Source organism: Haloferax denitrificans ATCC 35960, from assembly GCF_000337795.1.
Classification (GTDB): Archaea; Halobacteriota; Halobacteria; order Halobacteriales; family Haloferacaceae; genus Haloferax; species Haloferax denitrificans.
This window is the reverse complement of record NZ_AOLP01000009.1, coordinates 403,856-429,807: the sequence shown is the minus strand read 5'-3', so window position 1 is coordinate 429,807 and position 25,952 is coordinate 403,856. Positions and strand designations below refer to the sequence as shown.

At 68.7% G+C, this 25,952-nt stretch carries 25 protein-coding genes; 9 read left to right on the top strand and 16 right to left on the bottom strand.

Going from position 1 to position 25,952, the window contains the following annotated elements:
* Window positions 1-227: 227 nt before the first annotated feature.
* Window positions 228-839, top strand: a complete 612-nt coding sequence (locus C438_RS09260) for a riboflavin synthase (RefSeq protein ID WP_004969095.1) — start codon at window positions 228-230, stop codon at window positions 837-839.
* A 48-nt stretch (window positions 840-887) separates the two neighbouring features.
* Here the strand turns inward: C438_RS09260 and C438_RS09255 are convergent, their stop codons facing one another.
* Window positions 888-1,925, bottom strand: a complete 1,038-nt coding sequence (locus C438_RS09255; protein WP_004969094.1) for a PrsW family intramembrane metalloprotease — start codon at window positions 1,923-1,925, stop codon at window positions 888-890.
* Window positions 1,926-2,117: 192 nt separating this feature from the next.
* Here C438_RS09255 and C438_RS09250 point away from each other — a divergent pair, with 192 nt between their 5' ends.
* Both C438_RS09250 and C438_RS09245 read left to right on the top strand, forming a co-directional pair.
* Window positions 2,118-2,492 (top strand): DUF7532 family protein, encoded by a 375-nt coding sequence (locus C438_RS09250; protein WP_004969093.1) that lies wholly within the window; start codon window positions 2,118-2,120, stop codon window positions 2,490-2,492.
* On the top strand, window positions 2,489-3,895 hold the full coding sequence (locus C438_RS09245; RefSeq protein WP_004969092.1) for a DUF402 domain-containing protein: 1,407 nt from the start codon (window positions 2,489-2,491) through the stop codon (window positions 3,893-3,895). The genes C438_RS09250 and C438_RS09245 overlap by 4 nt, the downstream gene beginning before the upstream one ends.
* A 319-nt stretch (window positions 3,896-4,214) precedes the next feature.
* On the opposite strand, the gene C438_RS09240 is transcribed toward C438_RS09245, so the two are convergent.
* The 7 genes from C438_RS09240 to C438_RS09210 form a co-directional block, all read right to left on the bottom strand.
* The gene (locus tag C438_RS09240) at window positions 4,215-4,547 is read right to left on the bottom strand and encodes a NifU family protein (RefSeq protein WP_004969091.1); all 333 of its coding nucleotides are present in this window, start codon (window positions 4,545-4,547) and stop codon (window positions 4,215-4,217) included.
* A gap of 144 nt (window positions 4,548-4,691) precedes the next feature.
* Window positions 4,692-6,167: an LVIVD repeat-containing protein gene (locus tag C438_RS09235; RefSeq protein ID WP_004969090.1), complete on the bottom strand. Its 1,476-nt coding sequence runs from the start codon at window positions 6,165-6,167 to the stop codon at window positions 4,692-4,694.
* 450 nt (window positions 6,168-6,617) lie between these two features.
* The gene (locus C438_RS09230; protein WP_004969089.1) at window positions 6,618-7,586 is read right to left on the bottom strand and encodes an ROK family protein; all 969 of its coding nucleotides are present in this window, start codon (window positions 7,584-7,586) and stop codon (window positions 6,618-6,620) included.
* 84 nt (window positions 7,587-7,670) lie between these two features.
* Entirely contained in the window at window positions 7,671-8,348 is a 678-nt protein-coding gene (locus C438_RS09225; RefSeq protein ID WP_004969088.1) for a TIGR00266 family protein, read from the bottom strand.
* A gap of 79 nt (window positions 8,349-8,427) precedes the next feature.
* The gene (locus C438_RS09220) at window positions 8,428-8,886 is read right to left on the bottom strand and encodes a universal stress protein (RefSeq protein WP_004969087.1); all 459 of its coding nucleotides are present in this window, start codon (window positions 8,884-8,886) and stop codon (window positions 8,428-8,430) included.
* 192 nt (window positions 8,887-9,078) lie between these two features.
* On the bottom strand, window positions 9,079-9,459 hold the full coding sequence (locus tag C438_RS09215; RefSeq protein WP_004969086.1) for a DUF5611 family protein: 381 nt from the start codon (window positions 9,457-9,459) through the stop codon (window positions 9,079-9,081).
* Between the two features lie 70 nt (window positions 9,460-9,529).
* Window positions 9,530-10,585 (bottom strand): DUF7093 family protein, encoded by a 1,056-nt coding sequence (locus tag C438_RS09210; RefSeq protein ID WP_004969085.1) that lies wholly within the window; start codon window positions 10,583-10,585, stop codon window positions 9,530-9,532.
* A 104-nt stretch (window positions 10,586-10,689) separates the two neighbouring features.
* Between C438_RS09210 and C438_RS09205 the strand changes: the two genes are divergently transcribed.
* Both C438_RS09205 and ygfZ read left to right on the top strand, forming a co-directional pair.
* On the top strand, window positions 10,690-10,989 hold the full coding sequence (locus C438_RS09205) for a DUF6432 family protein (RefSeq protein ID WP_004969084.1): 300 nt from the start codon (window positions 10,690-10,692) through the stop codon (window positions 10,987-10,989).
* Window positions 10,990-11,151: 162 nt separating this feature from the next.
* Window positions 11,152-12,249: a CAF17-like 4Fe-4S cluster assembly/insertion protein YgfZ gene (gene ygfZ / locus C438_RS09200; protein ID WP_004969083.1), complete on the top strand. Its 1,098-nt coding sequence runs from the start codon at window positions 11,152-11,154 to the stop codon at window positions 12,247-12,249.
* Between the two features lie 36 nt (window positions 12,250-12,285).
* On the opposite strand, the gene C438_RS09195 is transcribed toward ygfZ, so the two are convergent.
* The 4 genes from C438_RS09195 to C438_RS09180 all read right to left on the bottom strand — a co-directional run bounded on the left by C438_RS09195 (window position 12,286) and on the right by C438_RS09180 (window position 16,393).
* Window positions 12,286-13,368 carry a geranylgeranyl reductase family protein gene (locus C438_RS09195; protein ID WP_004969082.1) on the bottom strand — a complete coding sequence of 361 codons (1,083 nt, stop codon included), beginning with the start codon at window positions 13,366-13,368 and terminating at the stop codon, window positions 12,286-12,288.
* 75 nt (window positions 13,369-13,443) lie between these two features.
* On the bottom strand, window positions 13,444-14,493 hold the full coding sequence (locus C438_RS09190) for a WD40/YVTN/BNR-like repeat-containing protein (RefSeq protein ID WP_004969081.1): 1,050 nt from the start codon (window positions 14,491-14,493) through the stop codon (window positions 13,444-13,446).
* 66 nt (window positions 14,494-14,559) lie between these two features.
* Window positions 14,560-15,363 carry an ABC transporter permease subunit gene (locus tag C438_RS09185; RefSeq protein ID WP_004969080.1) on the bottom strand — a complete coding sequence of 268 codons (804 nt, stop codon included), beginning with the start codon at window positions 15,361-15,363 and terminating at the stop codon, window positions 14,560-14,562.
* A complete protein-coding gene (locus C438_RS09180; protein ID WP_004969079.1) occupies window positions 15,356-16,393 on the bottom strand; it encodes an ABC transporter ATP-binding protein in 1,038 nt (345 codons plus the stop codon). The genes C438_RS09185 and C438_RS09180 overlap by 8 nt, the downstream gene beginning before the upstream one ends.
* A gap of 132 nt (window positions 16,394-16,525) precedes the next feature.
* Here C438_RS09180 and C438_RS09175 point away from each other — a divergent pair, with 132 nt between their 5' ends.
* Complete coding sequence (locus C438_RS09175) at window positions 16,526-18,478, top strand: COG1361 S-layer family protein (protein WP_004969078.1); 1,953 nt, start codon at window positions 16,526-16,528, stop codon at window positions 18,476-18,478.
* A gap of 64 nt (window positions 18,479-18,542) precedes the next feature.
* Here the strand turns inward: C438_RS09175 and C438_RS09170 are convergent, their stop codons facing one another.
* From C438_RS09170 to C438_RS09160, 3 genes are all read right to left on the bottom strand, one after another.
* On the bottom strand, window positions 18,543-18,965 hold the full coding sequence (locus tag C438_RS09170) for a hypothetical protein (protein ID WP_004969077.1): 423 nt from the start codon (window positions 18,963-18,965) through the stop codon (window positions 18,543-18,545).
* Between the two features lie 129 nt (window positions 18,966-19,094).
* Complete coding sequence (gene uvrA / locus C438_RS09165; RefSeq protein ID WP_004969076.1) at window positions 19,095-22,043, bottom strand: excinuclease ABC subunit UvrA; 2,949 nt, start codon at window positions 22,041-22,043, stop codon at window positions 19,095-19,097.
* A 120-nt stretch (window positions 22,044-22,163) separates the two neighbouring features.
* Entirely contained in the window at window positions 22,164-22,520 is a 357-nt protein-coding gene (locus tag C438_RS09160; protein WP_004969075.1) for a cell division protein SepF, read from the bottom strand.
* Between the two features lie 219 nt (window positions 22,521-22,739).
* Here C438_RS09160 and C438_RS09155 point away from each other — a divergent pair, with 219 nt between their 5' ends.
* The gene (locus tag C438_RS09155; RefSeq protein WP_004969074.1) at window positions 22,740-23,438 is read left to right on the top strand and encodes a DUF1028 domain-containing protein; all 699 of its coding nucleotides are present in this window, start codon (window positions 22,740-22,742) and stop codon (window positions 23,436-23,438) included.
* A gap of 54 nt (window positions 23,439-23,492) precedes the next feature.
* On the opposite strand, the gene C438_RS09150 is transcribed toward C438_RS09155, so the two are convergent.
* Window positions 23,493-23,972, bottom strand: coding sequence for an RNA-binding protein (locus C438_RS09150; RefSeq protein WP_004969073.1), 480 nt, complete (start codon window positions 23,970-23,972; stop codon window positions 23,493-23,495).
* A 186-nt stretch (window positions 23,973-24,158) separates the two neighbouring features.
* On the opposite strand from C438_RS09150, the gene C438_RS09145 reads away from it, so the two are divergent.
* On the top strand, window positions 24,159-24,461 hold the full coding sequence (locus tag C438_RS09145; protein WP_004969072.1) for a DUF7562 family protein: 303 nt from the start codon (window positions 24,159-24,161) through the stop codon (window positions 24,459-24,461).
* A gap of 120 nt (window positions 24,462-24,581) precedes the next feature.
* A complete protein-coding gene (locus C438_RS09140; protein WP_004969071.1) occupies window positions 24,582-25,901 on the top strand; it encodes an RNB domain-containing ribonuclease in 1,320 nt (439 codons plus the stop codon).
* Window positions 25,902-25,952: the final 51 nt, after the last annotated feature.

Sequence of the window (25,952 nt, the reverse complement as noted above, 5' to 3'; positions counted from 1 at the left end):
ACGACATACTGCGGATCGGCACCAACAGTCTCGGTCGGAACAACCAGTCAGCGTGTAAGAGCTGTGGAAAGAAGATTTACTACAACTTAGGGTAGCTCGCCGTGTTCTCCCGTCGAACACGGTTCGTCGGAAGCGGTGACCACACCGGCAGACGGCCCGATAATCACGGAAACGTGATGCTACACGGAAACGATAGGCATTAACCCGGCCCGTCCGAAGCCGCGGATATGTTCACGGGAATCGTGGAGGGGCCGGGCGAAATCGTCGACGTGACCGACACCGACGGCGGTCGCCGCCTCCGCATCCGGACCGACCTCGCGTTCGACGACCTCCACCACGGCCAGTCGATAGCGGTCTCGGGCGTCTGTCTGACCGTCGAAGCGTTCGGCGACGACTGGTTCGAGGTGTTCCTCGCGGCCGAGACCGTCGAGAAGACCTACCTCGGCGACGTCGTCGAGGGCGACCGCGTCAACCTCGAACGCGCCCTCGCGGCCGACGACCGCTTCGACGGCCACATCGTCCAGGGCCACGTCGACGGCACGACGACGGTCACGAACGTCGAGCGCGTCGGCGACGACTGGTTCTTCGAGTTCGACCTCCCCGAGTCGCTGGCGAACTACGTCGTCCAGAAGGGTTCGGTCTGTCTCGACGGCATCAGCCTCACCGTGGCCGACCGCCGCGAGGACTCCTTCGCCGTGGCCATCATCCCGACGACCTACGACCTCACGACGCTCTCGGAGAAGGCGGTCGGCGACCCGATTCACGTCGAAGTGGACGTGGTGGCGAAGTACGTCGAATCGATGCTCGACGGCTACGCCGAGCGGTTGGTCGCCGAGTAAAGAGGACGCCGCGAGTCGGTTCGGCTCGCGTGTTCTGCCGTCGTCGCTTCAGTCCTCGAACTCCGTCCGTTCGGAGCTGAACGACGCCGCGCTCGGGCCGGGCGCGTGGGCGCGGTGGTACGCCTGGCTGTAGCGGCGGAGCTTCCCGATGAGGTAGAGCCCGAAGACGCCGTCGTAGATGATGACGTAGACGAGGAAGGCCGCGAGACCGCCGAGGCCGGTTATCCCCGCGATGACGGTCGAGCCGAGGCCGACCGTCGTGTTGTACGTCGCGTGGACCAGCGCCGCGAGGACGAGGCCCTTGATGACGATTGGACCGGCGTTTTCCTTGTTGAACTTGGCGAGGCCGAGGTAGTAGCCCGCGATGGCCGAGTAGATGACGTGGCCCGGTCCGGCGAGCGCCCGGACCGCGGTAATCGTCCCGCCGGCGGCGATGATGCCGACGCCGCCGGAGCCGACATCGAGCCCCGAAGACGTGAGGTTGCGGGTGATGTACAGGGCGTTTTCGATGGTGGCGAAGCCGAGGCCGGCCATCGCGCCGTAGACGGCCCCGTCGATGACGGCGTTGAAGCTGTCGTGGGAGTAGGCGTACAGCCTGACCGCGAGGAGCTTGACGGTCTCTTCGACCGGGCCGACGACGAGGAAGTAGAACACGGCGCTCCCGAGGAAGCCGAGCGCCAACTGGAACTCGGCCGCGATGGTCTGGCCGACGTTGCTCAGAAGCGAGTTGAGAATCGCGGCGAACGTGGCGGTGAGGACGCCGAGGAGGAACGTCACCACGAGCATCGACAGCGGCTCGTTTTGGGTCACGTCGGAGTAGTAGACGTAGCCCGCGAGCGCGAGCGCCGGGAGCGCCGAAAGCAGGGTGAGCGCGCCGACCTGCGGGTCGGTGAGCGCCGACAGGCCGCCGATACCGACGAGGATGAGGAGCGCGGCGAGGATGACCAGCGCGCGGGTCGACGCGAGCAACACCCGGTAGAGCGCGACCGCGAGCCCGTCAACCGAGGTTCGTTCCTCCCACGTGGCGATGTCGTAGAGGTCGTCCGAGCCGTCGGACGCCTGCTCGACTGGGTCCTGCTGGTCCATCACGTAGCACAAAGGGTATTGCATCTGGTAATAGCTTCGGCCACGACATCCCGCGACCGGCCGAAGGGCTGACAGTCGGGTGGCCGGCGACAGACTGACTGACCGACGACCGACTGACTGACGACCAGCCGCCCGGCCCAGCGGCCGGCGACCGACCGTACGACGTTAATGCCTCCGCTCCGAAGGGCGGGTATGCACTTCGACCCCCGCGAACAGGCGGCGCTCCGCGAGGTCGGCCTCGACACCGACGACCTCCGGGCCGCGTCGGACCTCGTGAGCGACGCAGTCGAATCGGACGCAGACGCCATCGCCGCGTTCTTCGGCGACGGCGGCACGGTTTACTCGGACATGGAGATGGCCCACAGCGCCACCGACGTGCAGGAACACGCCGTCGACCACGTCGACCTCTACACCCACGGCGCGGACCTCCGCGGCTACCTCAAGTTCGACTCGTGGGGCGTCCCCATCGAGGGCGGTCGCGTCCTCTCGGAGGAGAAAATCGAACTGACGCTCGGGCCGACGGTCGACGCCCGCGTCACCTTCGCCCGCGACGCCGACGAGCTATGAGGGTCCGCGTCCGCGGCATCTACGCCACCGCGCTCACGAGCGTCTTCCTCGACGCCGGCCACGACGTGGTGCAGGCGTCCGGCCCGATTCGCGACCGCTTCGACGCCGAGTTCGACTCGTCGGACCACGACGTGTCGGTCGAGACGACCCGGAACCGACAGGGCGTCGGCGCGACCGGCGCGCCAGAGGCGGTCGAAACGGCCACCGAGCGCCTCACCGACCTCGGTATCGACACCTTCGCGTGGGACGACCCCGCGCCGACCGGCGCGGTGTTCGACGCCCGCGTGACCGACACCCTCGGCGGCGGCGCGGTCTGCGACCTCGGCGAGGCCGAAGGCTACCTCTCGTACGGCGACGTCGACGGCCGCGTGGAAGTCGGCGACGAGGTCCGCGTGCAAGTGTCCGAGTCGGCCCCGCCGTGGGCCTCCCACCGGGCCGAACTGACCGGCGACGTCCGCGCCGTCGCGGGGCTGGCGACCCTCGACCCCGATTCGGAGGGCGTCCGCGTCGACACCCGCGACGAGGCCGCCGCCCGCGAACTGGCCGGCATGACGGACCTCCTCGGCGGCGACCCGCCCGATGGCTGGGGCATCCGCTGGCACCGCGACGCCGTCGACGCCGACATGAGCGCCCTGAACGACGCGCTCGACCGGGCCGCCGAGGTGGCCGCGGAACTCGACGACGCGCTCTCGGAACCCGTCGACGCCCCGCGGGCGGTCGCCGCGCCCACCGCGACGACGTGGGTCTGGTTCGGCCGCGAGACCCGCTTCGAACTCGACGCCCAGCGCCGGGCCGTCGAGACGACGATGCCCGGCCACCACCGGACGAAGGCCGCCTCGCCGAAGGCCTCCGCCGGCGTCGACCTCGCGGAGGCGCTCTGCGAGTCGGTCGCCGACGGCGAGTTCCCCTTCGACGTGGTGACCGCGCAGTTCGGCCCGCTCGAAGGCGACGACGTGGAAATCGGCCACGGCAAGCCCGACGGCCGACTCATCACGCTCGGCTCCGGCGAGGTGACGGAACGCGACTCCGAGGGAACCGTCGAACTCCGGCGGAGCATGACCGGCGGTGGCACCTACGACGCCCTCGGCGTCGACCGCGAGTCCGGCGACGTGGCGGTCACGAAGTTCCGCGAGGGGCGATGGTGGTACCCGACGGTGTACCGCGATTCCGAGGGCACGGTCAAGGGGACCTACGTCAACATCTGCACGCCCGTCGAGTGCTTCCCCGACGAGATTCGGTACGTCGACCTCCACGTCGACGTGGTGAAACACGCCGACGGGACGGTCGAGCGCGTCGACGACGACGAACTCGACGAGGCCGTCGAGGCCGGGCACATCTCGGAAGAACTGGCCGAGAAGGCGCGGTCGGTGGCGTCGAGTCTGGAGTCGGCGCTGTCGGGGTAGACATCGCAACTTCGGAAGACGGTCAGTCGTCGTTGCCGGGGAGGACTCGGTCGTCGTGGTGGCGGGAGTCGTCGAGAGGCCGATATCCGGGCCGGCGACGAACACTCCGCGAAGGCCACGAGGAACGGGAGCGTGAGGACGGCCGGCCGATTCACACGGTCGACACGACTGAATACGTATCGAGAATCGCGGAACAGGATGGAGTGTTGGAGGGAACCGTACGGCTACGACCGAAGGGAGTAGCCGGCTTTTTTGGTCCAGATTTTTTGGCGGGGTTCGAGGCAACGACGTTGCCGAGGACCCCGTGAAAAAAGATGGGTTAGAAGTGCCCCGGTCCCTCGTCGCCGTACTGCAGTTCGCCGCCGCGGCCGCCCTCGACGGTACTGCTTCCGTGGTCGCCCGAACTGGGGACCTTGACCTGCACGTCGGTCACCTCGTCGAACGTCATGATGAGGTCCGACTGGATGTTCTGGGCGGTGATGTTCGAGATGCCGCACCCGGCGCACGCGCCCCCGAGTTCGACGACGACTTCCCCCGATTCCGCATCGGCCTTGCGCACGACGCTGTTGCCGCCGTGCATCTGGATGATGGGCATCTGGCCGACCATCCACGTCTCGACGCGCTCTTTGAGGCTCTCCGACTCGTCGCTCATACCCCGACACTTCGAACCCCACGGATTAGAATGAAACGGTTCTCCCGACGCGCCGGGCGACGAGAGAAAGGCTGTCTCGGTCGTTCGTGACAGATTCGACGCGGAAACCACGCGAGTCGCCGCGCCGGGTGCTACGTCGCTCCCTCAGTCGCGCCGCCCGCGACGGCGGGCCAGCCAGCCGGCGAGTCCGAGCGCCGCCGCGCCGACGCCGAACCCGAAGCCCGGCGCGTCGGTCGTCGATGTCGACGTCGCCGATTCGGTGGCGGACGTGGACGCGGCCGTCTCGTTTCCGGTCGGGGACGGCGTGTTGACGAGTGATTCGGTGGTCGGCTCCGCCCCGAGCGTCGGCGGGTCGCGCTGGTCGCCGGCGTGGTCGGGGAACGTGTAGAGCGCGGGCGACGCGTCGCCGACGCCCCAGCTCGACGCGACGAAGACGCCCTCGTCGGCGAACGGGTAGGCGTACTGCGCCGACCAGAAGCTCGCGCGGTCGGGGTCGCGCCACCACGCGAGTTCGACGGGGTCGGTCGGGTCCGACACGTCGTGGCGCTTGACGCCGCCGCGGTACCACGAGGTGTAGAGCCTGTCGTCGCGGAAGTCGAAGTTGTGCGCCGTGGTCCAGACGCCGCCGACCGTCGGGTCCGGGCCGGCCGGCGGCTCGATGGTCGAGAGCCGCTCCGGATTCGCGGGGTCAGCCACGTCCCAGAGTTCGACGCCGCCGGGCCCGCCGACGAGTTCGGTCGTGCCGTCGTCGCGGTCGACCTCGACGGCCCACGACTCGACGCCGACGCCGAGGAGGTCGCCGGCGTCGTCGGTGGCGACGTAGTGGTGGTTCCCGGGCGGCGTCCGTCTCTCGCGGTGGCGGCCGCGCGGGGTCAGCGCGGCGATGTCCTCGGGGTCACCGGGCGAGACCGCGCCGAGGACCGACGGCGACGCGGGGTCAGAAAGGTCGACGAGCCACGTGCCGGCGTCCCAGAGGGCGACGTGCGCGACCGCGTCGCTGACCCACACGTCGTGGACGGACCGAACCGAGGGGGACACGTCGGCCCAGCGGTCGTCGGCGTCGACGACCGACCAGCGGCCGAGTTCGTCGCCGGAGTCGACGTCGAGGACGACGAGCGGGTTCCGGTCGCCGTCGTTGGCGGTCAGATACGCCCGGCCGTCGGCGGCGAAGCAGTTGTGGATGGGGAAGTCCGTCTCGTGGAACGCGATTTCTTCGGGGCTCGCGGGGTCGGACACGTCGACGACGAGGACGCCCGCCGGCGCGCCCGGAATCGGATTGGCCGGGCCGACGACCAGCAGGGTGTCCCCGTCGAGTTTCGCGTCGTAGAGGCCGCGAAAGGGGCCGTCCTCGCGGTCGGAACGCAGGTCGCGACGCTCGGCGAGGAGTTCGGGACGGTCGGGCGCGGAGATGTCGACGACGGCGTAGCCGCTGGTCGCGGCGACGAACACGGTCTCGCCGTCAGCCGAGACGACGGCCTCTTTCGCGCCGTCGATATCGATGCGGCCCAACGGCTCGAACGGACCGGGATGGGCAGTAGCGGGGCGGGAACCGGCGACGGCGGCGGTCGAGGCGGCGAGCGCGCTCGCACTGACGGTGCGGAGGAACTGGCGGCGGTCCACGGTGAGTCTGCGGGTGCCGAGGAGAAAAATCGGACGGAGGAGCGGAACCGGTCTGAGCGGGGACCGCTCAGTCTGCACTGGGTTGCGTGAGAACTGAAGCGACGCCGGCGGGGATGGGTGGGTGGGTGGGTGGGTGGGTGGGTGTGGGATATCCCCGCTGGCGTCGGTCGGTCGACGATGGTGGTGGGGGGTGTCGACCGGTCCCGTTCTAGGCTTCCGGTGGAACGCCCGTGCACCGCGCGGTTCGACGAGAACGGGAACGCGCCGACCGGTGCGCCGAATGACTCGGCGTCGTCGGGTGCACGTCATCGCGTTTCTCGACCGGGGTTATAAGACTGCGCCACCGAGTATCAATCGAGATAATTCGGTCGTGGTGACAGGAAGTGCCACGCCACAGCTGCGAGCGGTCACCGGTGCCACCTGCGCTGAAACCCGCGAATCCTCGCGGCCTCACAGCCGCGAGCGGTCGCCAGTTCCACCGGTCATCGCGCTCGCCAACGCCCCCTCGACCACGACCTCGTCGCCGAGCGTCGTCAGTTGAATCTCGGGGATGTTCGACATGACCATCTCGCTCATCTGCTCGCGGATGGGCTCTAACACGAGGTCCGGGTTGTTGAGCGCGACCGCGCCGCCGACGTAGATGATGAGCGGCGCGTACGCGTGGACGATGTTGGCGACGCCCATCGCGTTCCAGTGGCCCAGTTGGCTGATGATGTGGTCGGCGAACTCGTCCTCGCCGGCGTGTTCGAACACGTCGACCGCGGAGAAATCGGGGTCGGAGACGGGAAGCGCGGTGTCGACCGGGTCCTCCTCGTGGAGTTCGCGGGCGTACTTCGGGATGTTGTTCCCCGAGCAGTAGCCCTCCCAGTGACCGTTGTGGCCGCACCCGCACGTCATGAAGCCGTGGGGGTCGAGCGTCAGGTGGCCGACCTCGCCGGCGTTGCCGTCCCACCCGGCGAGGACGTGCCCGTCGACGCAGACGCCCGCGCCGATACCCGACGAGATGGTGAGATACACCATGTCGTCGGGGTTGCGGTCGGAGTGGAACCGCTCGCCGATGACGCCGGCGTTCGTGTCGTTGTGCAGGTACACCTCGTCCGTCTCCAACAGCACCGAGAGGGGACCGGTCAGCGGGATGCGGTCGATGGTGTCCGGCAGGTTCGCCGGGTTCTCGACCGCGCCCTCGGCCAAGTCGAGCGGGCCGATTGCGCCGATGCCGGCCGCGACCGCGTCGCTCGGGTCGATGCCCGCCTCGGCACACGCCTCGCGGACGACGCCGAGGACCGCCTCGGTGACCGCGATTCCCGTCGGGCCGCGCGGAGTGTTGTCACGGGCCTCTCCGAGGATCGTTCCCTCGTCGTCGCCCACCACGGAACGGACGTTCGTCGCCCCCAAGTCGACGCCCACGTAGTACGCCATCGTTCCCATAGGGATGCGCCCACCACTTAACTAAGCGGGATTTTCGGCAGATTTACTCGCGGCGATGTAACTCCCGGCACGCGGTCACGCGGAGTTGTTGGTCGGGAGTTTGGGGATGAGCCACGAGAGGAACGAGTCCATGCTACGCGACTGCGTCCAGACGGTCCCCGGTCCGGTGAAGGTACAGACGAGTCCCTCGCCGCTGAACAGGGTGGACTTCAGGCCGCCGACGCGCTCGACGGAGAAGTCCGTCGTCTCGTCGAAGGCGACGATGTGGCCGGTGTCGACCGTGTAGCGCTCGCCGTCGTCGAGTTCGACCTCGTGGATGGCCCCGTAGCTCGACAGGAAGCTGTCGCCGGTGCCGGTCAGTTTGAGCAGGAACAGCCCCTCGCTCCCGAAGAACGTCTTCGCCCCGCCGAAGGAGGTATCGAGGTCGAGCGCGGGGTCCGAAGCGAGGTACGACCCGGACTGGACGTACAGCGTCTCGTCGGCGAGGCCGTGGTGGACGATGTCGCCCGGAAGCGGGGGCGCTAACGAAATCTCGCCCGCCTGTCGCGCGCTGAACGTGTTCTGGAAGAACGACTCGCCGCCGAGGACGCTCCGCTTGAGCGACCCGAAGAGGCCGCCTTTCGCGTTCGTCTCGATGTCGATACCGTCGGAGTAGCTGACCATCGCGCCGGCCTCCGACCGGAGCGACTCGCCCTCGTCGAGCGAGACGGTGAGGAGGGCGAACGACGGGCGGTAATCGATGGAGTGGTCCATGCGGAAGCTGACGGCGCGCTAAGATATGTAGTTGCCTCCGAAAATCAGGGATATCGGGGGTCACGCCGCCCGCAGACCGTCACTTGGTGTCCGCGCGGACGAACGTCACGGGGCACGACGCTTCGAGCATGACCTCCTGTGCGACGCTCCCGAAGACGGCCTTGCCGGCCGGCGAGCGCTTCCGACCGCCGACGACGAGCCGGTCGGCGTCGACCTCGCCCGCGAGTTCGACGAGTTCCTCGCCGTGGTGGCCGACCCGGCCGTGGACGACGTAGTCGATGTCGGCGTCGTCGAAGTGGCGCGTGAGTTCGCGGACGGTGGCGTGTCGTCGGGCCACGTCGTCCGGCGAAACCTCCTCGGCCGTGATGTCGAAATCGAGGTTGTCGAGCGCGTCGTCGTACTCGTCTCTCGTGAAGACGTGCCCGATGACGACCGTCGCGCCGGTCGGTCCGGCTACGTCGATGGTCTCTTCGGCGAGTCTGTCGATTCGGCTGGAGTCGCCCGCGCCGATAGCGAGCAGAATAGTCTCGATGGCCATATAGTCAGTTCACCCCGTCGGCACTTAACCGTGCCGGAAGTTTTTACTCACAACCGAAATAAAAATTCGTGTCTAGGCGTGTCGCGGTCGCAGACGGCCAGAGTGTCACGCGGTAACACTATGTACGTTTCGCCGGTGGCGCGGCCGCTCGGCGGACGAGGTGTGCAAGAAAACCAGAGTGCGACGGACGGCTCAGACGTCGGGCGCGTCGTCTTCGACCGCGCGCTTCATCGAGTCGCGGCGGGACTTCGCGTCGCGGCCCGTCGCCTCCAACAGGAAGTCGTTTTTCGCGCTGACGGCCTCGCCCGCGGCTTCGAGGTCTTCGGGAGCGAGGTCGGCCGGGTCGGCCTCCTCGAAGTTGACCGCGAGCTTGTCCTTCTTGCCGCTGTACTTGACCGCGCCGGCGACGATACGGGTGAACACGGGGTTCTTGGGTTCGCCGACGACGTAGAGGTCGCTTCCTTTGAACTCCTCGGTGCCGGTGATGGGGCCGAAGTAGTCTTCGACCGTCGCTTTCATGTCCGGAATTCGCTCTTCGAGCGTCTCCCCACGACGCATCTTGTACTCCTTCATGGACGCCTTTTCGACAGGGGATGGTTTACCTGTTTCGCGACTCTGCGACGCCTGCGAGGGCGTGCCGCGGTCAGGATTCCCGCTCGGCGATGTAGCCCTTTTTACACTCGGGGCAGATGTCGCCGGCCCGCATCGACGACGAGGACGCGCCGCGGGCGTGCCCGCAGTTCGGGCAGTAGTACTCGACGGCGTCGTCGGGGGCCTCGTTGCCGACGTTCGAATCGTCGGCGCGGACGAACTCGTCTTCGTCTTCCGCCTCGACGTACTGGCCGTTGGACCGCTGGCTCTGCGGGGCGCTCCCCTCCGGCGCCAGCCCGCCGCCGAACGAGACCGAGACGGGCTCGCCGTCGTCCGGCTGGGCGTTCCAGCCCTCGTCGTCGCCCGGCGCGTCGGGCCACGCGCCGCGTTCGCGGGTCTGGCCCTGTTCGGCCTCCGCCTCGGCGTCGGTCTCGACGCTCGCCTCGGCGTCCGCATCGATGAACTCCGCATCGTCGCCGTCGGCCGGCGGCGTCGGGTCGTCGGTCTCCACCTCGTCGACCTCGTCGGGCCACTGCGTCCGGTCGCGGGGTTCCGACTGCGATTCGTCGTCGCCGAGGATGATGCCGTCGTCGGTCACCGGCGGGGCGTCGGCGCTTTCGGCGCTCCCGGTGTCAGCGCCACCGGCGTCGGCGCTCGCGTCCGGCTGGTCGGCGGGCCGGGCGTCGGTCGCGCTCGCCGCCTCGCTCGGCTGTTGCGCCGCGGGGTCAGCGTCCGCGCCCGCGCCCGCCTCAGCGTCGCTGGCGGCGGCGTCGGCCTCGGCGTTGGCGGCGTCGGCCTCTGCCCGCGTCTCCGCGTCCGGAGCCGTCTCGATGGCGGCGTCTTCGGCCTCGGAGACGCCGGGTTGCGGCTTCGCCGGCTCGAAGCCCGCGGCCGCGGTCTCGACTTCGCCTTCCGTCATCCCGACCTCCTCGGGCGTCCGGATGGCCGTGACCTCCTTGTTCTCGCTGATTACCTGTTCGTTTCCGCACCGCGAACAGACCTGTATCTCCCGAATCGAGACGACCACCTCGTCGCCGCGTTCCTCGCGCTCCCGTTCCGTCTCGGCGTCTCCGTAGGAGTGCCCGAGAAGACGGCAAGTAAGTCCCATTACGCGAGGATTCCGGGGTTCGGAAACAAAAAGGTACCCCCTGCCCGTCCGACGCCCGTCAGACGGGCGGTACAAGTAAACAGGAGGCCAACGATGTACCCGCTATGAGAGCGAGGCGGGAGTTTCGGAACCGCCGCGACATCGAGGTCGCGGTGCTCGACGCGCTCGTCGACCGCCACGACGAGGGGATGACGGTGTTCGAACTCCGTGCCGCCGTGGACGCCGACATCGACACCATCGAAGAGGCGCTGTCAGCGCTCAAAGACGAGAGCCTCATCGTGGTCGAAGAGGCCGACACGCGGGTGCTCATCCACGCCGACGAGCGCGTCGTTCCGGACCCGAGCGAAGCCGTCGAAGAAGACGCGTCGCTGTTCGAGAGACTCCGCGAGCGGTTCGGACTCTGAGCGCGGCGACGCGGACTACAGACTCGTTTTGACTACCCGTCCGCCGGGTCGTGAGACGCCGGGCAGGTCCCGTACCGAAGACCGGGACGGTCTCGTACCGAAAGCCGGGGGAGTCGTCCGGGAGTGGGAGGGTTTTACGCGCCGAAGGCGAAACGGGGGGTAATGACACTCGTCGCCGACATCCACGAGGCACACGGTGCGACGTTCGAGACGCGCGGCGGAATCGAGGTCGTGAGCCACTACGGCCGCCCCGAACGGACTCACCGCGCCGTCAGAAACGGCGTCGGCGTCATCGAACACGGCTACGGCGTGGTCGTCGTCGAGGGCGAAGATAGAGTCGACTACGTCGACAACGCGGTGACCAACACCGTCCCCGACGAGGACGGCGAGGGCGTCTACGCCCTGCTTCTCGACCCCGACGGCCGCATCGAGACGGAGATGTACGTCTACAACGCGGGCGAGCGCCTGCTGATTTTCACCCCGCGGGACCGCGCCGAACCGCTCGTCGAGGAGTGGCGCTCGAAGACGTTCCTCCAGCGCGTCAAGATACGCGACGCCTCCGACGAGTTCGGCGTCTTCGGCGTCCACGGCCCGCAGTCGACCGAGAAGGTGGCGAGCGTCCTCTCGGGAGCGGGCGCGCCGGAGCCGGAACTCTCGTTCGTCCGCGGCTCCATCGGCGGCGAACTCGGCGTCACGGTCGTCGCCTCCGACAACCCGACCGGCGAGGAGGGCTACGACGTCATCTGCCGCGCGAAGGACGCCGAAGACGTGCTCGACGCGCTCCTGTTCTACGGCAACCCCTCGGTTCCCGTCGGCTACCGGACGTGGGACAGCCTCACCGCCGAGGCCGGCACGCCGCTTTTCGAGACGGAACTCCGCGGCAACGTCCCGAACGTCGTCGGCGTCCGCAACGCGCTGGACTTCGACAAGGGCTGTTTCGTCGGTCAGGAACTCGTCTCGAAGATAGAAAACCGCGGACGACCCTCGCGCCGACTCGTCGGCTTCCGCGCCGACGCCCTCCCCGACTCCGGTGCCGAGGTCTCCGCCGACGGCGAGTCGGTCGGGACCGTCACCCGCGCCGTCGAGAGCCCGGTGCTCGACGCGCCCATCGGCTTCGCGCTCGTGGACTACGGCCTCGACACCGACGCCCTCGAAGTCGCGGTCGACGGCGACCGCGTCGGCGCGACCCGCGAGTCGCTCCCGTTCGTCGAGGGGAGCGCGGTGTCGGCGCGGATTCCGACGTATCCGGGCGCGGAATAGGAGCGGGAGCGGAGAGTTGGGCGGCTCCCGGCCGTCTCAGAGCAGTTTCTTCAGGTGTTCGCGCGAGAAGAACGAGCTCGGCTTGTCCATGTGGACGCCGATTTCGCCCGACAGCGACCGGAGGCCGACCCGCTGGAGCCACTCGGGAAAGGAGTAACACCGGCGGACGAGATGGCCCAGCCGAATCTCCCGGGAGAGCTCGTCGCGCCACGCCGACTCGTAGGCCGACAAGGTCTCGGGGTCGTCGGGGTCGATGGTTGCGGCGGCGATGTCGGCCGCGGTCATCCCGTAGAGGATGCCGCCGCCGGTGAACGGCTTGGTCTGCGCGGCCGCGTCGCCGACGAGGAACGCTCGCCGGGTCGTCGTCCGGTCCGGCGGGCCGATGGGGATGGCTCCCGAACAGAAGTGCTCCGTCTCCACGTCGTAGGTGTTCGTGAGCGCGTCGAACAGCTCGGTGACCTCAGCGCCCGGCGGGGCCGCGAGGCCGTACTCGACGCCGGCGTCGCCGCGGGGGATGCGCCACGCGAAGAATCGCGGGACCGTGAGGTGTACGTCCACGAAGTCGCCGTCGTCCGGCTCGGGGTCGAACGCGAGGACGCCGTGGAGCGTCTCCGACGGTTCGGGGAGGTCGAGCGCCCGGCGGACCCGCGAGGTCGGGCCGTCACAGCCGGCGACCATCTTCGCCTCGAACTGGACGGTGCCGGCCTCGCCGGCGACGCTGGCGGTCAGTCGGACCCGGTCGTCGAGTTCCTCGACGGCGGTGACGGTGTGGCCCTCGCGCACGTCTGCGCCGGCCTCGCGGGCGCAGTCGGCGAGGGTGCGGTCGAGTTCGACGCGGTCGATGACGTTCGAGACCTCGCGTTGCTTGTAGAACGGGTAGGCCTTCGAGTCAGGCCCGCCGACGCGGAAGTTCGCCCCGTAGATGCGGTTCTGAAACAGGCGGTCGCGCGCCCCGTCGGGGACGTACTCCCAGATGTCGGTGCTGACGTGGCCGGAGCACGCGAGGGGCGTCCCGACCTCGCCTTTCTCCAGCGCGAGCACGTCGTAGCCCGCGTCGGCCGCGCGGCGGGCGAACCGCGCGCCGGCGGGACCGACGCCGACGACGGCGAAATCGTACATGGTTGGGCGTCGCCGCGCCGACCAATGAATCTTCTCGCTTCGGACGAGGGGACCGCCCCGACGGAAACCGCCCGGCTACGCGACGACCGCCAGCCCCGCCGCGGTCCGCCGCGTCCCGTCCCACGGGACGACGATTCGGTCCCACGAGTCGCCGAAGTCGGCCGTCCGGTAGAGCCCGCGGTCGTTCGCGGCGTAGCACTCGCCGCCGGTCCGCCCGACGGCCAAGACCGCGCGGGTCGCGCCCGGCCCGGTCGGGAGTCCGGTGTCGTCGAGGCGCTCCCACGACTCGTCGTCGTCGCTGTCGCCGTCACCGTCACTATCGCCGGTGCCGTCGCCGTCGTCGTCCCGCGCCGCCCGGCGGTAGAGATACGCCTCCGCCGACTCGACCCGGTGGGCTCGCATCGGCCCGGAGGCGGCCGTCAGGAGCACCGCGTCCGGGTCCGCGGGGTCGACGACGACGCTCCAGCAGTAGCCGTGGCCGAGTCCCTCGGTCGGCGTCGTCCACGTCTCGCCCGCGTCGTCGGTCTCGGCGTAGCCGTCGCCCGCGGCGGCCCAGACGCGGCCCGGTCGGTCCGGGTGCGTCGCCATCGAGTGCGTGTCTCGCTTCCCGGACGGCACGCGGTCTTGCCACGTCTCGCCGCCGTCGAAAGAGCGGACGAGCGCCCCGGCTTCGACCGCGACGAACAGCCGGTCGGGGTCGGTCGGGTCCGGCTCTATCCAGCGGACGTGGTGGGTGTGCGGGCGGGGCGGAAACGCCCACGACGACGCCGAATCGAGGTCCGAAAGCGGCGCGAGTTCTGCCCACGTCTCCCCGCCGTCGGGAGAGCGGAAGACCGCCGAGGGCTCGGTGCCGGCGTAGACCACGTCGGGGTCGGCCGGGGAGACGGCGAGGCTCGTCACCGACTCGGGGAGCGCGTCGGTGCCGACCGCGGACCACGACGCCCCGCCGTCAGTCGTTCGGAAGACGCCGGCGTCGAACGTTCCGCAGAACGCCCGGTCCGGCGCGCGCGGGTCGGCCGCGACGCACTCGATGCGGTGTTCGTCGAGTCGCCGGCGGGCGGTAAAGTCGTCGGGCGACCCCGAGACCGCGAGCACCGCGCCGTTGGCGGCGGCGTAGAGATGCATGGGGGACGTAGGCGCTCCACGGTGAAAAAGCGGGCGCGGGCCGCGTTCGGGGCGACCGGATGACGACTACGACAGGTCGCGTCGCTCGAACACCTCGGCCGCGAGGACGACGAGGGCGCACGTCACGGCGACGAGCACGGCGACGCCGCCCCAGTCGACGTCGCCGGCGACGAGGAGTTCGCCGGGGTCGAGATAGCGCGTGAGCGACAGGGCTCCGAGGAACTCGTAGTCGGTGTCGACCGTCAGGGAGTCGAGGAGGAACGTCCCGAAGACGACGCCGATGGCCGCGCCCTGCGCCCGGCGGACGCGCCCGAAGAACGCCGACGCGAGGAGGCCGACGGCGACGCAGGCGACGAGGTAGAGGCCGCCGACGGCGTGGACCGCGAGAAGGCGACCGAGGTGAATCTCCTCGTCGATGAGGCCCGCGCCGACGACGACGGCCGCGAGGAGCGCGAGGTCGACGACGGCGACCGCCGGGAGCATCGCGAGGAACTTGCCGACGACGAACCGGGTGCGCGAGACGGGGCGGACAAGGACGAGTTCGACCGACTGGCGGTCGACCTCGCCGGCGACGAGCGACCCCGCGGCGTAGGCGAAGTAGCTCCCGACGATGAGGAGCCAGACGAGCTGGTAGAGCTCGATGACGAGGTAGCCTTCGAGCGAGGAGATGTCGGTGACGCTCCCGACGAACGCCGCCTGAAGCTCCTCGGGATACGACTCCAGCAGTTCAGCGAAGTCGATGTCGGAGTCGCCGAACGACGGGAAGACGGCGATGGTGAGCCCCGCGGTCGCCACGAGGAGCACGCAGACGACGAGGAGGCCGCGCCGTCGCCGGGCGAACTCGAAGGCCGCGATGTCGAGTTCACGCATCCGCGGACTCCTCGGCGTCCGCGGGCGACGGCTCCGCGGCGGCATCGCTCTCGCCGTCGCGGGAATCAGCGTCGGCGTCGGCGTCAGTGGCATCAGCGGTGTCGGCGACATCAGCGGCATCGGCGTCGTCCTCGCGTTCCACCTCGCTCTCGTCGTAGAAGTGCATGAACACGTCTTCGATGGCCGTCTCGCGGACTTCGAGGTCGTCGACGCGGTAGCCGTCGAGGGCGTCCACGAGGGCGTCGTAGTTGCCCGAGGTGACGAGTCGGAGCGAGCCGTCCGGGTCGATTCGGGCGTCGATGGTCTCGGGGAAGTCGAAGTCCGCGAGGTCGATGGCGTCGGGCGACTGGACCGTGACGACCTTCCCGCTTCGGGCGAGCAGGTCGTCGATGTCCTCGACGGCGACGAGCCGACCGCCGCGGATGATGGCGACCCGGTCGCAGACCTCGCGGACCTCGCCGAGGATGTGCGTCGAGAAGAACACCGTCACCCCGCGGTCGCGCTCCTCGCGGAGGAACTCGTAGAACTCCTGTTGGACGAGCGGGTCCAGCCCCGAGGTCGGTTCGTCCATCACGACCACCCGCGGGTCGTGCATGAACGCCTGCACGATGGCGAGTTTCTGGCGGTTCCCGCGCGAGTAGGCCCGGACCGGCCGGTCGAGCGGCACCGGGAATCGGTCGAGGAGTTCGTCGCGCCGGGCGTCGCCGGACAGGCCGGCGAAGTAGTCGAGGGTCTTGCGGCCGCTCACGTCGTCGTAAAACCGCGGGTCGCCGGGGATGTGGCCGACGCGCGCGAGCACGTCGAGGAAGGCCGCGCGGTCGTCCACCGGGACGCCGAGGATGCGCGCCGTGCCGTCGGTCGGCTTGAGTAGGCCGAGAAGCAGGCGAATCGTCGTGGACTTCCCCGCGCCGTTGGGACCGAGAAAGCCGAACAGCTCGCCCTCCGGGACCGAAAACGAGAGCTCCTCGACCCCGCGAACGTCCCCGTAGAACTTCGTCAGACCGTCGATGTCGATGGCGGGGACGGACATACTACACGTAGGCGCGCCCCGAACGTATCCCTTGCGTGACGTTACCGCCGGCCGAGAGTCGAGCGTGTTGTTAAGATTACATGCCGCGTATCTATACCGACTGAAGCGGGGTCGCCCGCCCGTCTCCTCACCATGACTCTCCGCGGCCGGCGCGCGAGCGCGGCGCTCCTCGCCACCCTACTGGTCCTGTCCGCCCTCCTCGGTGCAACGGGGAGCGCCGCGGCCGTCAGTCAGGTGGCCGGAAGTCCCGACCTCACGATTATCGCGCCGGAGAACCGGCTCGTCGCCGGCACCGAGACCGCGGTCGAGGTGTTCGTCGTCAACAGCGGGACGGTCACGGAAGACGGCCCCGAGGAGTACGAGGCGCTCGTCCAGACGGCCCGCGCGCTGACCATCAGCGGGGATTCGAGAGGGCCGATTACGGTCCTCAGCGGCGAGATTCCCGTCGGGACCGTCCCAGAGGGCGTCGCCGGGCCGGTGTCGCTCCGGCTCCGCGTCGCCGAGGGCGCTCGCCCCGGCACCTACGACGTACCCGTGACGTTCAGCTACGACTACACCGCCTCGGTGTTCGTGGACGGCGACGACGTCGACGCCACCCATCGGAGCCGAACCGTCACGCGGGACCTCGAAGTCGTCGTGGAGCGCCGCCCCGCGTTCGAGGTCCGGGCGGTCGACGCCGCCCTCGCGGTCGGCGACAGCGGGACCCTCGCAATCGACATCGAGAACGTCGGCCCCGTCGGGGCCGCGGACGCGACCGTGACCGTCGCCTCGACGGACCCGGAGATAACGTTCGGGAGCGGCGTCGCCTCCGCGGAGACGTTCGTCGGCGAGTGGGACGCGGGCGCGACAGAGCGCGTCGAGTTCCGCACCCGCGTCGCCGACGACGCCATCGTCCGCGACTACTCGGTCGAATTGACCGTGAGCTACCGCGACGAGGACGGCCAAGCGCGGACCTCGCGGGCGTTCGTCGCCGGGGTGCGGCCGACCCGCGGAGCCGACTTCGAACTCGCGGACGTGGACGCCGCGGTCGCCGTCGGCGACACCGGCACGCTGACGCTCGAACTCGTGAACGTCGGCGACGCAACCGCCGCGGCGACGACCGTCGGCGTGGCGTCTTCCGACTCCGAGGTGACGTTCGGGGCCGGCGCGCCCGCCGCGGAGGCCTACGTCGGCGCGTGGGAGCCGGGCGAGACGAGGCGCGTGAGCTTCCGCACCCGCGTCGCCGACGACGCGCTCGACCGGCCCTACTCGCTGGACGTGACCGTCTCGTTCCGCAACCCCGGCGGCGACCGGAAGACCCAGTCGCTCGTCGCCGGCCTCGACCCCGGTGCCGGCCCGGCGTTCGCCGTGACGGTCGACGAGAGCACGCTCAGGGTCGGCGGCGTCGGTCGGGTCGTCGGCACCGTCGAGAACGTCGGCGGGACCGAGGCCCGCGACGTGGTGCTCCGCCTCGAAACCGAGGACCCGGCGCTGACGCCGACGGACGTCGACGTGACCGTCGGCACGCTCGCGCCCGGCGAGGCGGCGGAGTTCGAGTACGCCATCGGCATCGCCGAGGGGTCGACGCCGGGGACGCGCCGGCTCCCGTTCGTCGTCGAGTACCGGCCGCCGGGCGACGAACTGCGCGCGGCCGACCGGACCGACGTGCTCGCGGCGGTGCGCACCGACACGCCCGCCGTCGCGGTCGAACCGCGGAACGCGACGTTCGAGGTGGACTCGACCGGTCGGCTCGTCCTCGCGGTGACGAACACCGAGTCGACGCCGCAGACCGACGTGACGGTCAGACTCGTCGCCGAGGAGCCGCTTTCGAGCGAGGACGCCGTGGCGTTCGTCCCGCGGCTCGACGCCGGCGAGACGCGCCTCGTCGTCTTCGACCTCGAAGTGAGCGGCGACGCCGTCCCGAAGACGCAGGTCGTCGGCGTCAACGTGAGCTACGAGGACGACGCCGGCAGACGGCTCTCGACGGGCACCCAGCAGGTCGCCGTCGAGGTGGTCCAACCGGCGACGACGTTCCCCGTCCTCCCGGCGCTCGTCGTGGCGCTCGCGCTCGCGGGCGTCGGCTACTGGTGGTACCGGCGGCGCTGAGGCCAGCGGTGACGCTTCTGGCGGCGCTGAGGATGTCGTCGCCGAAAAAAGCCGAAGCGCGCGTTCAGTCGTCGGCCGGCGTCGCGGGACCGGGCATCCCGCCGGGCGTCGTCGGCTCGCTGACCCACGCCTGCCACGCCATGATGAGCATGGAGACGATGAGACAGACCCCCCACAGGAACGTCGTCGGAATCAGGAACGTCAGTCCGAGACCGACGCCGACCCAGATGGTGAGTGGCAACAGCCACTGCCCGACGACGAACAGCCCGCTCACCGCCGCCCGGAGTCGCCCCGTCAGCGCGAACGCGTCGACCGCAAAGCCCATCACGACCGCGAGAATCGAGAGCACGCCCAAGTGCGCGTGGCCGCCCACCAGCCACGACGGCACGCCCCCCGATTCCAGTAACGTGTACTGGTACAGCCCCACCACCATCATCGTCGCGAGCCCGAGGAACCCCGACGTTTTGAGTATGCGTGACATACACATGGACCTGATGTGAAACGGTCGGAAATGTCTTTCCCCAGAGTAGTTTGATTGGCGAAAGCGAGCCGCCTGCGAGCGACCGCTAGTGCGAGACGGGCGTCAAAAAAAACGGAACTCCGCAGTCCGGCCGTCTCAGTCGTCGTTCGCCACTTTCGCGGGCTTGCGGCGGTCCGAGCGCGGGCCCTCTTCGTCCACGTCGGGGAGGTAGTCGCGGAGGTACCGGCCCGTGTGGGAGTCGGGGTTCTCGGCGACTTCCTCGGGCGTGCCGCTGGCGACGATAGTGCCGCCGCCCGCGCCGCCCTCGGGACCGAGGTCGACGATGTGGTCGGCGTTCTTCACGAGGTCGAGTTCGTGTTCGACCACGAGGACGGTGTTGCCGTTGTCGACGAGGCGCTGGAGCACCTCGATGAGCTTCCGCTCGTCTTCCTTGTGGAGACCCGTCGTCGGCTCGTCGAGCAGGTAGAGCGTGTCACCGGTCTGCTTCTTGCCGAGTTCTTCCGCGAGTTTGACGCGCTGGGCCTCGCCGCCGGAGAGGGTGGTCGACGGCTGGCCGAGTTGCATGTAGCCGAGGCCCACGTCGTGGAGCAGTTGGAGGCGGCGGCGAATCTGCGAGTTCGCCTCGAAAAAGTCGAGCGCCTCGTCGACCTCCATGTCGAGCACGTCGGCGATGGTCTTGTCCTTGTACGTCACGTCGAGCGTCTCGGCGTTGTAGCGCGCGCCGTTACACTCCTCGCAGGGGACGTACACGTCCGAGAGGAAGTTCATCTCGATTTTGACGTTGCCCTGTCCCTTGCAGGCCTCACAGCGGCCGCCCTTGACGTTGAAGGAAAAGCGGCCCTTCTCGTAGCCGCGCTGTTTCGAGAGCTTCGTCTCGGCGAACAGCTCGCGGACGTAGTCGAAGACGCCGGTGTACGTCGCCGGGTTCGACCGCGGGGTGCGGCCGATGGGCGACTGGTCGATGAGCCGCACCGTCTCGATTTCGTCGTAGCCCTCGATGGCGTCGTGCTCGCCGGGGTCGACGGAGGTGTTGTCGTTCATCCGGCGGGCCAGTCCCTTGTAGAGAATCTCGTGCATCAGGGTGGACTTGCCCGACCCCGAGACGCCGGTGATGGCCGTGAACGTCCCGAGGGGAATCGGCACGTCGAGGTCGGCGAGATTGTGCTGGCGCGCGCCGCGGACGACGAGTTCGCCCTCGCCGTCGCGCCGCGTCTCGGGCACGTCGATGTCCTTGCGGCCCGAGAGGTAGTCGGCCGTGATGGAGTCGTCGGCCGCGACGATGTCGTCGAAGTCGCCCTGCGCGACGACCTCGCCGCCGCGCTTGCCCGGACCGGGGCCCATGTCGATAATCTCGTCGGCCCGGCGCATCGTCTCCTCGTCGTGTTCGACGACGATGAGCGTGTTCCCGAGGTCGCGGAGGCCTTCGAGCGTGTTGAGCAGTTTGTCGTTGTCGCGCTGGTGGAGGCCGATGGACGGCTCGTCGAGGACGTAGAGGACGCCCACGAGGCCGGAGCCGACCTGCGTGGCGAGGCGGATGCGCTGGGACTCGCCGCCCGAGAGCGTGGCGGCCTCGCGGTCCAAGGTGAGGTATTCGAGGCCGACTTCGGTCATGAAGCCGAGGCGGGCGCGAATCTCCTTGAGAATCTCCTGTGCGATGGTGCGGTCGCGCTCCGAGAGCTCCGTTTCGAGGCCCTCGAAGTGTTCGAGCGCGCCCGCGATGGTCATGCGGTTGACCTCGGGGAGCGTCGTGCCGCCGACGCGGACGTGGCGGGACTGCTCTTTGAGCCGCGAGCCGTCGCAGTCGGGACAGGTCGTGACGGCCATGAACTCCTCGATGTGGTCGCGCGTCCGGTCGGAGTCGGTCTCGACGTGGCGGCGTTCGAGGTTGCCGACGACGCCCTCGAAGGGGTGTTCCTTGTGGCGCGTGCCGTTTTTCGTCGTCCACTCGAACACCACGTCCTCGGTCGTGCCGAACAGGAAGGCGTCCTGCACCTCGTCGGAAAGCTCCTCGAACGGCGTGTCCACGCTGACGCCGAAGTGGTCGGCGACGTTGTCGAGCTGGCGGCGGTAGTACGTCCGGTTGTAGCTCCACGGCTCGAAGACGTGCTTGAGCGGCTTCGACGGCTCGGTGACGACGAGGTCCGGGTCGACCTCCTTGGCCTTACCGAGGCCCTCGCACTCCGGGCAGGCCCCGTGGGGGCTGTTGAACGAGAACGACCGCGTCTCGATTTCCGAAAAGCGGAACGACGAGTTCGGGTTGCCGAGCTCCTCGGAGAACTCGACGACGAGACGGTCGTCGCTCTCGCCCGCGAGCGACCCGGTCGACCGGGTGTTGGAGGCGAAGGGGAGGTCCTCGGGCGGGTCGGGGACGATGAGTTTGAGGACGCCGCCGGCCTCGTCGAGGGCGGTCTCGACGGAGTCGGCGATGCGGGAGCGCGCCTCGGGCGCGACCTTCACGCGGTCGACGACCACGTCGATGGTGTGGTCGTAGTTCTTGTCGAGTTCGGGCGTCTCGAACGAGAGGTCGAACTCCTCGCCGTCGACCTCGACGCGGGCGTAGCCCTCGGAGACGAGGTCCGAAAACAGGTCTTTGAACTCGCCTTTCTGGTCGCGGACGACCGGCGCGACGACCTTCGCGCGGGTGCCCTCGGGGAGTTCGAGAATCTGGTCGACCATGTCCTGTGCGGACTGCTCGCCGACCTCCTCGCCCGTGATGGGGTCGTACTGGGTGCCCACGCGGGCGTACAGGAGGCGGAGGTAGTCGTGGAGTTCAGTGACGGTCCCGACGGTCGACCGGGGGTTGTTGGCCCCGTTCTTCTGGTCGATGGAGATGGCGGGCGAGAGGCCCTCGACGGCCTCGACTTTCGGCTTGTCCATCTGGCCGAGGAAGTTCCGCGCGTAGGCCGAAAGCGACTCGATGTACCGCCGCTGGCCCTCCGCGTAGACGGTGTCGAACGCGAGGGAGGACTTGCCTGACCCCGACAGGCCGGTGACGACGGTGAACGTCTCGCGGGGGATGCGAACGTCGAGGTTCTTGAGGTTGTGCTCTTCGGCACCGCGAACCTCGATGTAGTCCTTGCTCATTCGGACGACTCTAGGAACGAGAGGACCGAATAGCCATCGGTTCGGGCCGTTTGAACCGCACCGCTCGCGTCGGCGAGTCGGGGAGAAATCGGAGTGGAATGGAGGTGTCGTCCGCCGGCGTCAGCCGTTGAGCTTCTGCCGCGAGATGGAGATGCCCGTGGGCGTGATGACGATCTGGTCGTCGCCCTTCTGGACGATGTCGCCGTCGACCTCGCGCGCGACCTGTCGGAGGTCGTCGATGATGTGTTCCATCGTGTTGTCGGAGGTCGTGTGGCGGGTGATGTCCGCGATGACCAGATTGCCGTCGTAGACGGCGTCCTTGATGGCGATAACGTCCTGCTGGCCGCCGATTTCGGCGATGTGAACCGAGAGACCGGCGTCGCCGCGAGCGGTGTCGAAGTCGTCGAGGTCGAGTTCGACGTAGTCCTCGGTCGTTCGGGAACCACCACCACCGAGAATCTTACTCATGATACCCATAGGACGTAGAGAGGCCACAACGGGGTTAGTTCTTACGTCAGACGACTATCGGTTTTCAGACATTTATCGCCCCGACGACCCGCCGAATCGACGGCAGTACCGTCACACGAGGGCGCTGTCGCGGGAGGCGTCGATTCCGGCGACCGCCCGACGCGCGCGCCGGCCGCGGCGTTTCGCCGGGTGTTTTTACCTCGCGGCGCGCGGGGGGAGACGAACACGATGACCTTCAGCATCTGCGTCCGCGAGTCGTACGTCGACGCCGACGGCGACGACCAGCACCGCTTCGGCGTCGCCGTGACGACCCGCCTGCCGGGCGTCGGCGCGCTCTGTCCGTTTGCAAGCGAACACGGCGCGGTGGCGACACAGGCGCTGACGAACGTCGAACTCGGGGAGAAGGGCATGGACTACCTCGAAGACGGCCTCGCCGTCGACGACGCCCTGCGGGCGCTGTTGAACGCCGACGACGGCCGGGCGGAACGACAGCTCCACGGCGTCGGCTCCGAGGCGACGTTCGCCTTCACCGGCGACGACTGCCTCGGCTGGGCGGGCCACCGCGAGGGCGACGACTACACCGTCGCTGGCAACCTCCTCGCGGGCGAGGGCGTCGTCGAGGCCACCGCCGACGCCTACGAGCGGAATGCCGACGCCGACGCCGACGCCGACGCCGACGAACCGCTCGCGAAGCGCCTCATCGACGCGCTCGGCGCGGGACACGCCGCGGGCGGCGACAAGCGCGACGACCTCGCCATCCAGAGCGCGGCGGTCGTCGTGACCTCCACCGAGGACCGCGAGACGGAGCCGTACTACAACGACCTCCGCGTCGACGCGACGGAGACGCCGCTTCGCGACCTTCGAGAGACGTTTTCGATGGCGCGGGAGGGGTACGAGGCGGCGCTGGAGAAGTACGCCGAAGAGTAGCCGAAGAGTAGCCGAGCGGAGCGCACCGCGCGCGCTGAGCCTTGGACCGCGGGCTCAGACCGAGAACTCGAAGAGGTCGTCGCCGACGTGGTGGATTGACTCGACGACCTTGCCGGAGTCGCCGACGAGGTCGGCCCCGTCTTCGAGCGCGCGCCCCACGGCGAGCACCTTGCCGTGAGTCTCCTCTGCGATGACGACGAGGTCGCCCGCCTCGATGGTGTCGTCGGCCTCGGTGATGCCGGGGCGCATCACGTCGGCCCCGCTGGAGACGAACGAGACCGCGCCCGCGTCGACCGTGACGACGTTCGTCGTCGGCGGGAACTGGTTCGCGCCCTTGACCGTGAGGAACGGCTGGTCGTCGACGTACATGACCGCCGGCTCGCCGTCGACGAGGACGACCTCGTAGTCGGCGTCGGCGAACTCGACCGCCTCGAACGCGTCGCCGTCGAGGGCGACGCCGAGAGACGATTCGATGGAGTCGCACAGCGCGTCGATCTCGTCGCTTCGGAGGTGGTGGCGGGACTTGACCTTCATACCGGGTCGTGGACGCTCACGGCCGATAAATCGACCGCTCCGCGTCGAGTGGTCGACGGTAGCGACCGCGGCGACTGACGGCCCGCGACCGACCGCCGCGGGACGAACTGAGCGGGACCGGCGTCTGACGCGCGGCAGACTGTATCGGGGTAAACTGCTAAGTACGATTGGGTCCACTCCAACGATATGTGGCGCTCCCGGACGAACCGGGACCGGAAGCGTGTCGTGTGCATCGCATGCGGTGACGCAGTCCTCCGGTCGGCGGCGCGCGAGTACGACAAAGAGGGGAACCGCTGGGAACGGCACGGCAAGCGGTTCGAACACCTCTGTAAGGCCTGTTACCGCGGACTCTGTCACCAGCCCCGCGAGGAGCTCGAAGGCCTCCTCGTCGACATCGAAGAACACGGCATCTCAAACGAGGAGTTCCTGCTTCGCTACTTCGACGCGGTCAAAGAGCGGTACGAATCGCCCGGCGAGCGCGGTCGCTGAGGTCGGCTCCGCCAGTCCGTCACCGAACCGCGCAAACGCGCGCTGACGAGTGATATCGATTCTCGCACGTCGCGGCTCGTGCCCGACACTCATTTCTCCCTGCCCCGTCTAGTCGGGGCTATGTCAGACGACGCGCAGGCGTACGCCGGGACCGCCGAAGGGCAAGGGCCGGTGGAGATAGACGCCGAACTCGCGCGACACCTCCAGAACAAGCGCGAGGACCTGTTCGAGGAGTTCGAGATTCGAGACAAGTTCCCGCCGGAAGTCCTCTCGGAGGCGCGTGCGCGCACCGACGGCGTCCACGAGGAGATCGAAGACGAGCTCGAACACCGCAAAGACCTTCGAGACCTCACGACGTGGACGACCGACCCCGTCGACGCCCAGGACTTCGACGACGCCCTGAGCATCCGCGAGAACGAGGAGACGTACACGCTGTGGGTCCACATCGCCGACGTGACCCACTACGTCCACCCCGGCTCGGAGATGTGGGCCGAGGCGGTCAAGCGCGGTAACACCGTCTACCTCCCCGCGTACACCATCCACATGCTCCCGCCGGCGCTGGCCGAGACGGTGTGTTCCCTCGTCCCCGAGGAGGACCGCCTCGCCCACACCGTCGAGATGGAGATCAAGAAGGACACGCTCTCGTTCGAGTCTATCGACATCTACAAGTCCGTCATCCACTCCGACGAACGCCTCACTTACACGCAGTGTGAAAACCGGCTGGAAGACCCCGACCTCCCCCTCCACGAGGAGAACTCCCTCGTCTTCGACCTCGCCGACCAGCTCCACGAACAGCGCAAGGAAGACGGCTCGCTCGTCCTCAACCCGAGCCGCGACCGCGCCCACACCATCATCGAAGAGTGCATGCTGAAGGCGAACAAGGCCGTCACGCACGAACTCATGTGGAACCGCGGCGTCGAGGCGATGTACCGCGTCCACCCGCAACCCACTCCCGACCAGTGGGACAAGGCGCTCCGCGAAATCACTGAACTCGACGGCGTGAGCATCAAGTCCACGTCGTGGGACGAGCCCCGAAAGGCCGTCAACGACGCCTTGGAGAGCGCGAACTCCCGCACGCTCAACAAGATTCAGCGCGCCGTGCTGAAGGTCATGCCCCGCGCGAAGTACATGAACGACCCCTTCGGGGGCCACTACGCGCTCAACTTCGACATCTACGGCCACTTCACCTCGCCCATCCGCCGGCTGTCGGACCTCATCAACCACTGGATCGTCCACGAGAACGACGTGCCCGAAGACCTCATCGAACTCTGCGACCGCGCCTCGGACCGCCAGAAGGACGCCGAGACGGCCGAGCGACTCTACAAGCAGTTCCTCCAAGAAGTCGGCTTGGACCCCTACGCCGTCAACAACCGCGGCATCGTCACCGTCGACGACGACGGCGAGGTCATCGACGAAAACGGCCTCCCGCCGCGCGAATAACCGGGCGGTCGCTCCCGTTCGACCGACTCGCTTTCGACCGACAAAACGACC

What these genes read in the sequence shown, in the direction of transcription:
- C438_RS09260 (WP_004969095.1), top strand. Translation starts at nt 228, where the DNA reads ATGTTCACGGGAATCGTGGAGGGGCCGGGCGAAATCGTCGACGTGACC.
- C438_RS09255 (WP_004969094.1), bottom strand. Translation starts at nt 1,925, where the DNA reads ATGGACCAGCAGGACCCAGTCGAGCAGGCGTCCGACGGCTCGGACGAC.
- C438_RS09250 (WP_004969093.1), top strand. Translation starts at nt 2,118, where the DNA reads ATGCACTTCGACCCCCGCGAACAGGCGGCGCTCCGCGAGGTCGGCCTC.
- C438_RS09245 (WP_004969092.1), top strand. Translation starts at nt 2,489, where the DNA reads ATGAGGGTCCGCGTCCGCGGCATCTACGCCACCGCGCTCACGAGCGTC.
- C438_RS09240 (WP_004969091.1), bottom strand. Translation starts at nt 4,547, where the DNA reads ATGAGCGACGAGTCGGAGAGCCTCAAAGAGCGCGTCGAGACGTGGATG.
- C438_RS09230 (WP_004969089.1), bottom strand. Translation starts at nt 7,586, where the DNA reads ATGGCGTACTACGTGGGCGTCGACTTGGGGGCGACGAACGTCCGTTCC.
- C438_RS09225 (WP_004969088.1), bottom strand. Translation starts at nt 8,348, where the DNA reads ATGGACCACTCCATCGATTACCGCCCGTCGTTCGCCCTCCTCACCGTC.
- C438_RS09220 (WP_004969087.1), bottom strand. Translation starts at nt 8,886, where the DNA reads ATGGCCATCGAGACTATTCTGCTCGCTATCGGCGCGGGCGACTCCAGC.
- C438_RS09215 (WP_004969086.1), bottom strand. Translation starts at nt 9,459, where the DNA reads ATGAAGGAGTACAAGATGCGTCGTGGGGAGACGCTCGAAGAGCGAATT.
- C438_RS09210 (WP_004969085.1), bottom strand. Translation starts at nt 10,585, where the DNA reads ATGGGACTTACTTGCCGTCTTCTCGGGCACTCCTACGGAGACGCCGAG.
- C438_RS09205 (WP_004969084.1), top strand. Translation starts at nt 10,690, where the DNA reads ATGAGAGCGAGGCGGGAGTTTCGGAACCGCCGCGACATCGAGGTCGCG.
- ygfZ (WP_004969083.1), top strand. Translation starts at nt 11,152, where the DNA reads ATGACACTCGTCGCCGACATCCACGAGGCACACGGTGCGACGTTCGAG.
- C438_RS09195 (WP_004969082.1), bottom strand. Translation starts at nt 13,368, where the DNA reads ATGTACGATTTCGCCGTCGTCGGCGTCGGTCCCGCCGGCGCGCGGTTC.
- C438_RS09190 (WP_004969081.1), bottom strand. Translation starts at nt 14,493, where the DNA reads ATGCATCTCTACGCCGCCGCCAACGGCGCGGTGCTCGCGGTCTCGGGG.
- C438_RS09185 (WP_004969080.1), bottom strand. Translation starts at nt 15,363, where the DNA reads ATGCGTGAACTCGACATCGCGGCCTTCGAGTTCGCCCGGCGACGGCGC.
- C438_RS09180 (WP_004969079.1), bottom strand. Translation starts at nt 16,393, where the DNA reads ATGTCCGTCCCCGCCATCGACATCGACGGTCTGACGAAGTTCTACGGG.
- C438_RS09175 (WP_004969078.1), top strand. Translation starts at nt 16,526, where the DNA reads ATGACTCTCCGCGGCCGGCGCGCGAGCGCGGCGCTCCTCGCCACCCTA.
- C438_RS09170 (WP_004969077.1), bottom strand. Translation starts at nt 18,965, where the DNA reads ATGTGTATGTCACGCATACTCAAAACGTCGGGGTTCCTCGGGCTCGCG.
- uvrA (WP_004969076.1), bottom strand. Translation starts at nt 22,043, where the DNA reads ATGAGCAAGGACTACATCGAGGTTCGCGGTGCCGAAGAGCACAACCTC.
- C438_RS09160 (WP_004969075.1), bottom strand. Translation starts at nt 22,520, where the DNA reads ATGGGTATCATGAGTAAGATTCTCGGTGGTGGTGGTTCCCGAACGACC.
- C438_RS09155 (WP_004969074.1), top strand. Translation starts at nt 22,740, where the DNA reads ATGACCTTCAGCATCTGCGTCCGCGAGTCGTACGTCGACGCCGACGGC.
- C438_RS09150 (WP_004969073.1), bottom strand. Translation starts at nt 23,972, where the DNA reads ATGAAGGTCAAGTCCCGCCACCACCTCCGAAGCGACGAGATCGACGCG.
- C438_RS09145 (WP_004969072.1), top strand. Translation starts at nt 24,159, where the DNA reads ATGTGGCGCTCCCGGACGAACCGGGACCGGAAGCGTGTCGTGTGCATC.
- C438_RS09140 (WP_004969071.1), top strand. Translation starts at nt 24,582, where the DNA reads ATGTCAGACGACGCGCAGGCGTACGCCGGGACCGCCGAAGGGCAAGGG.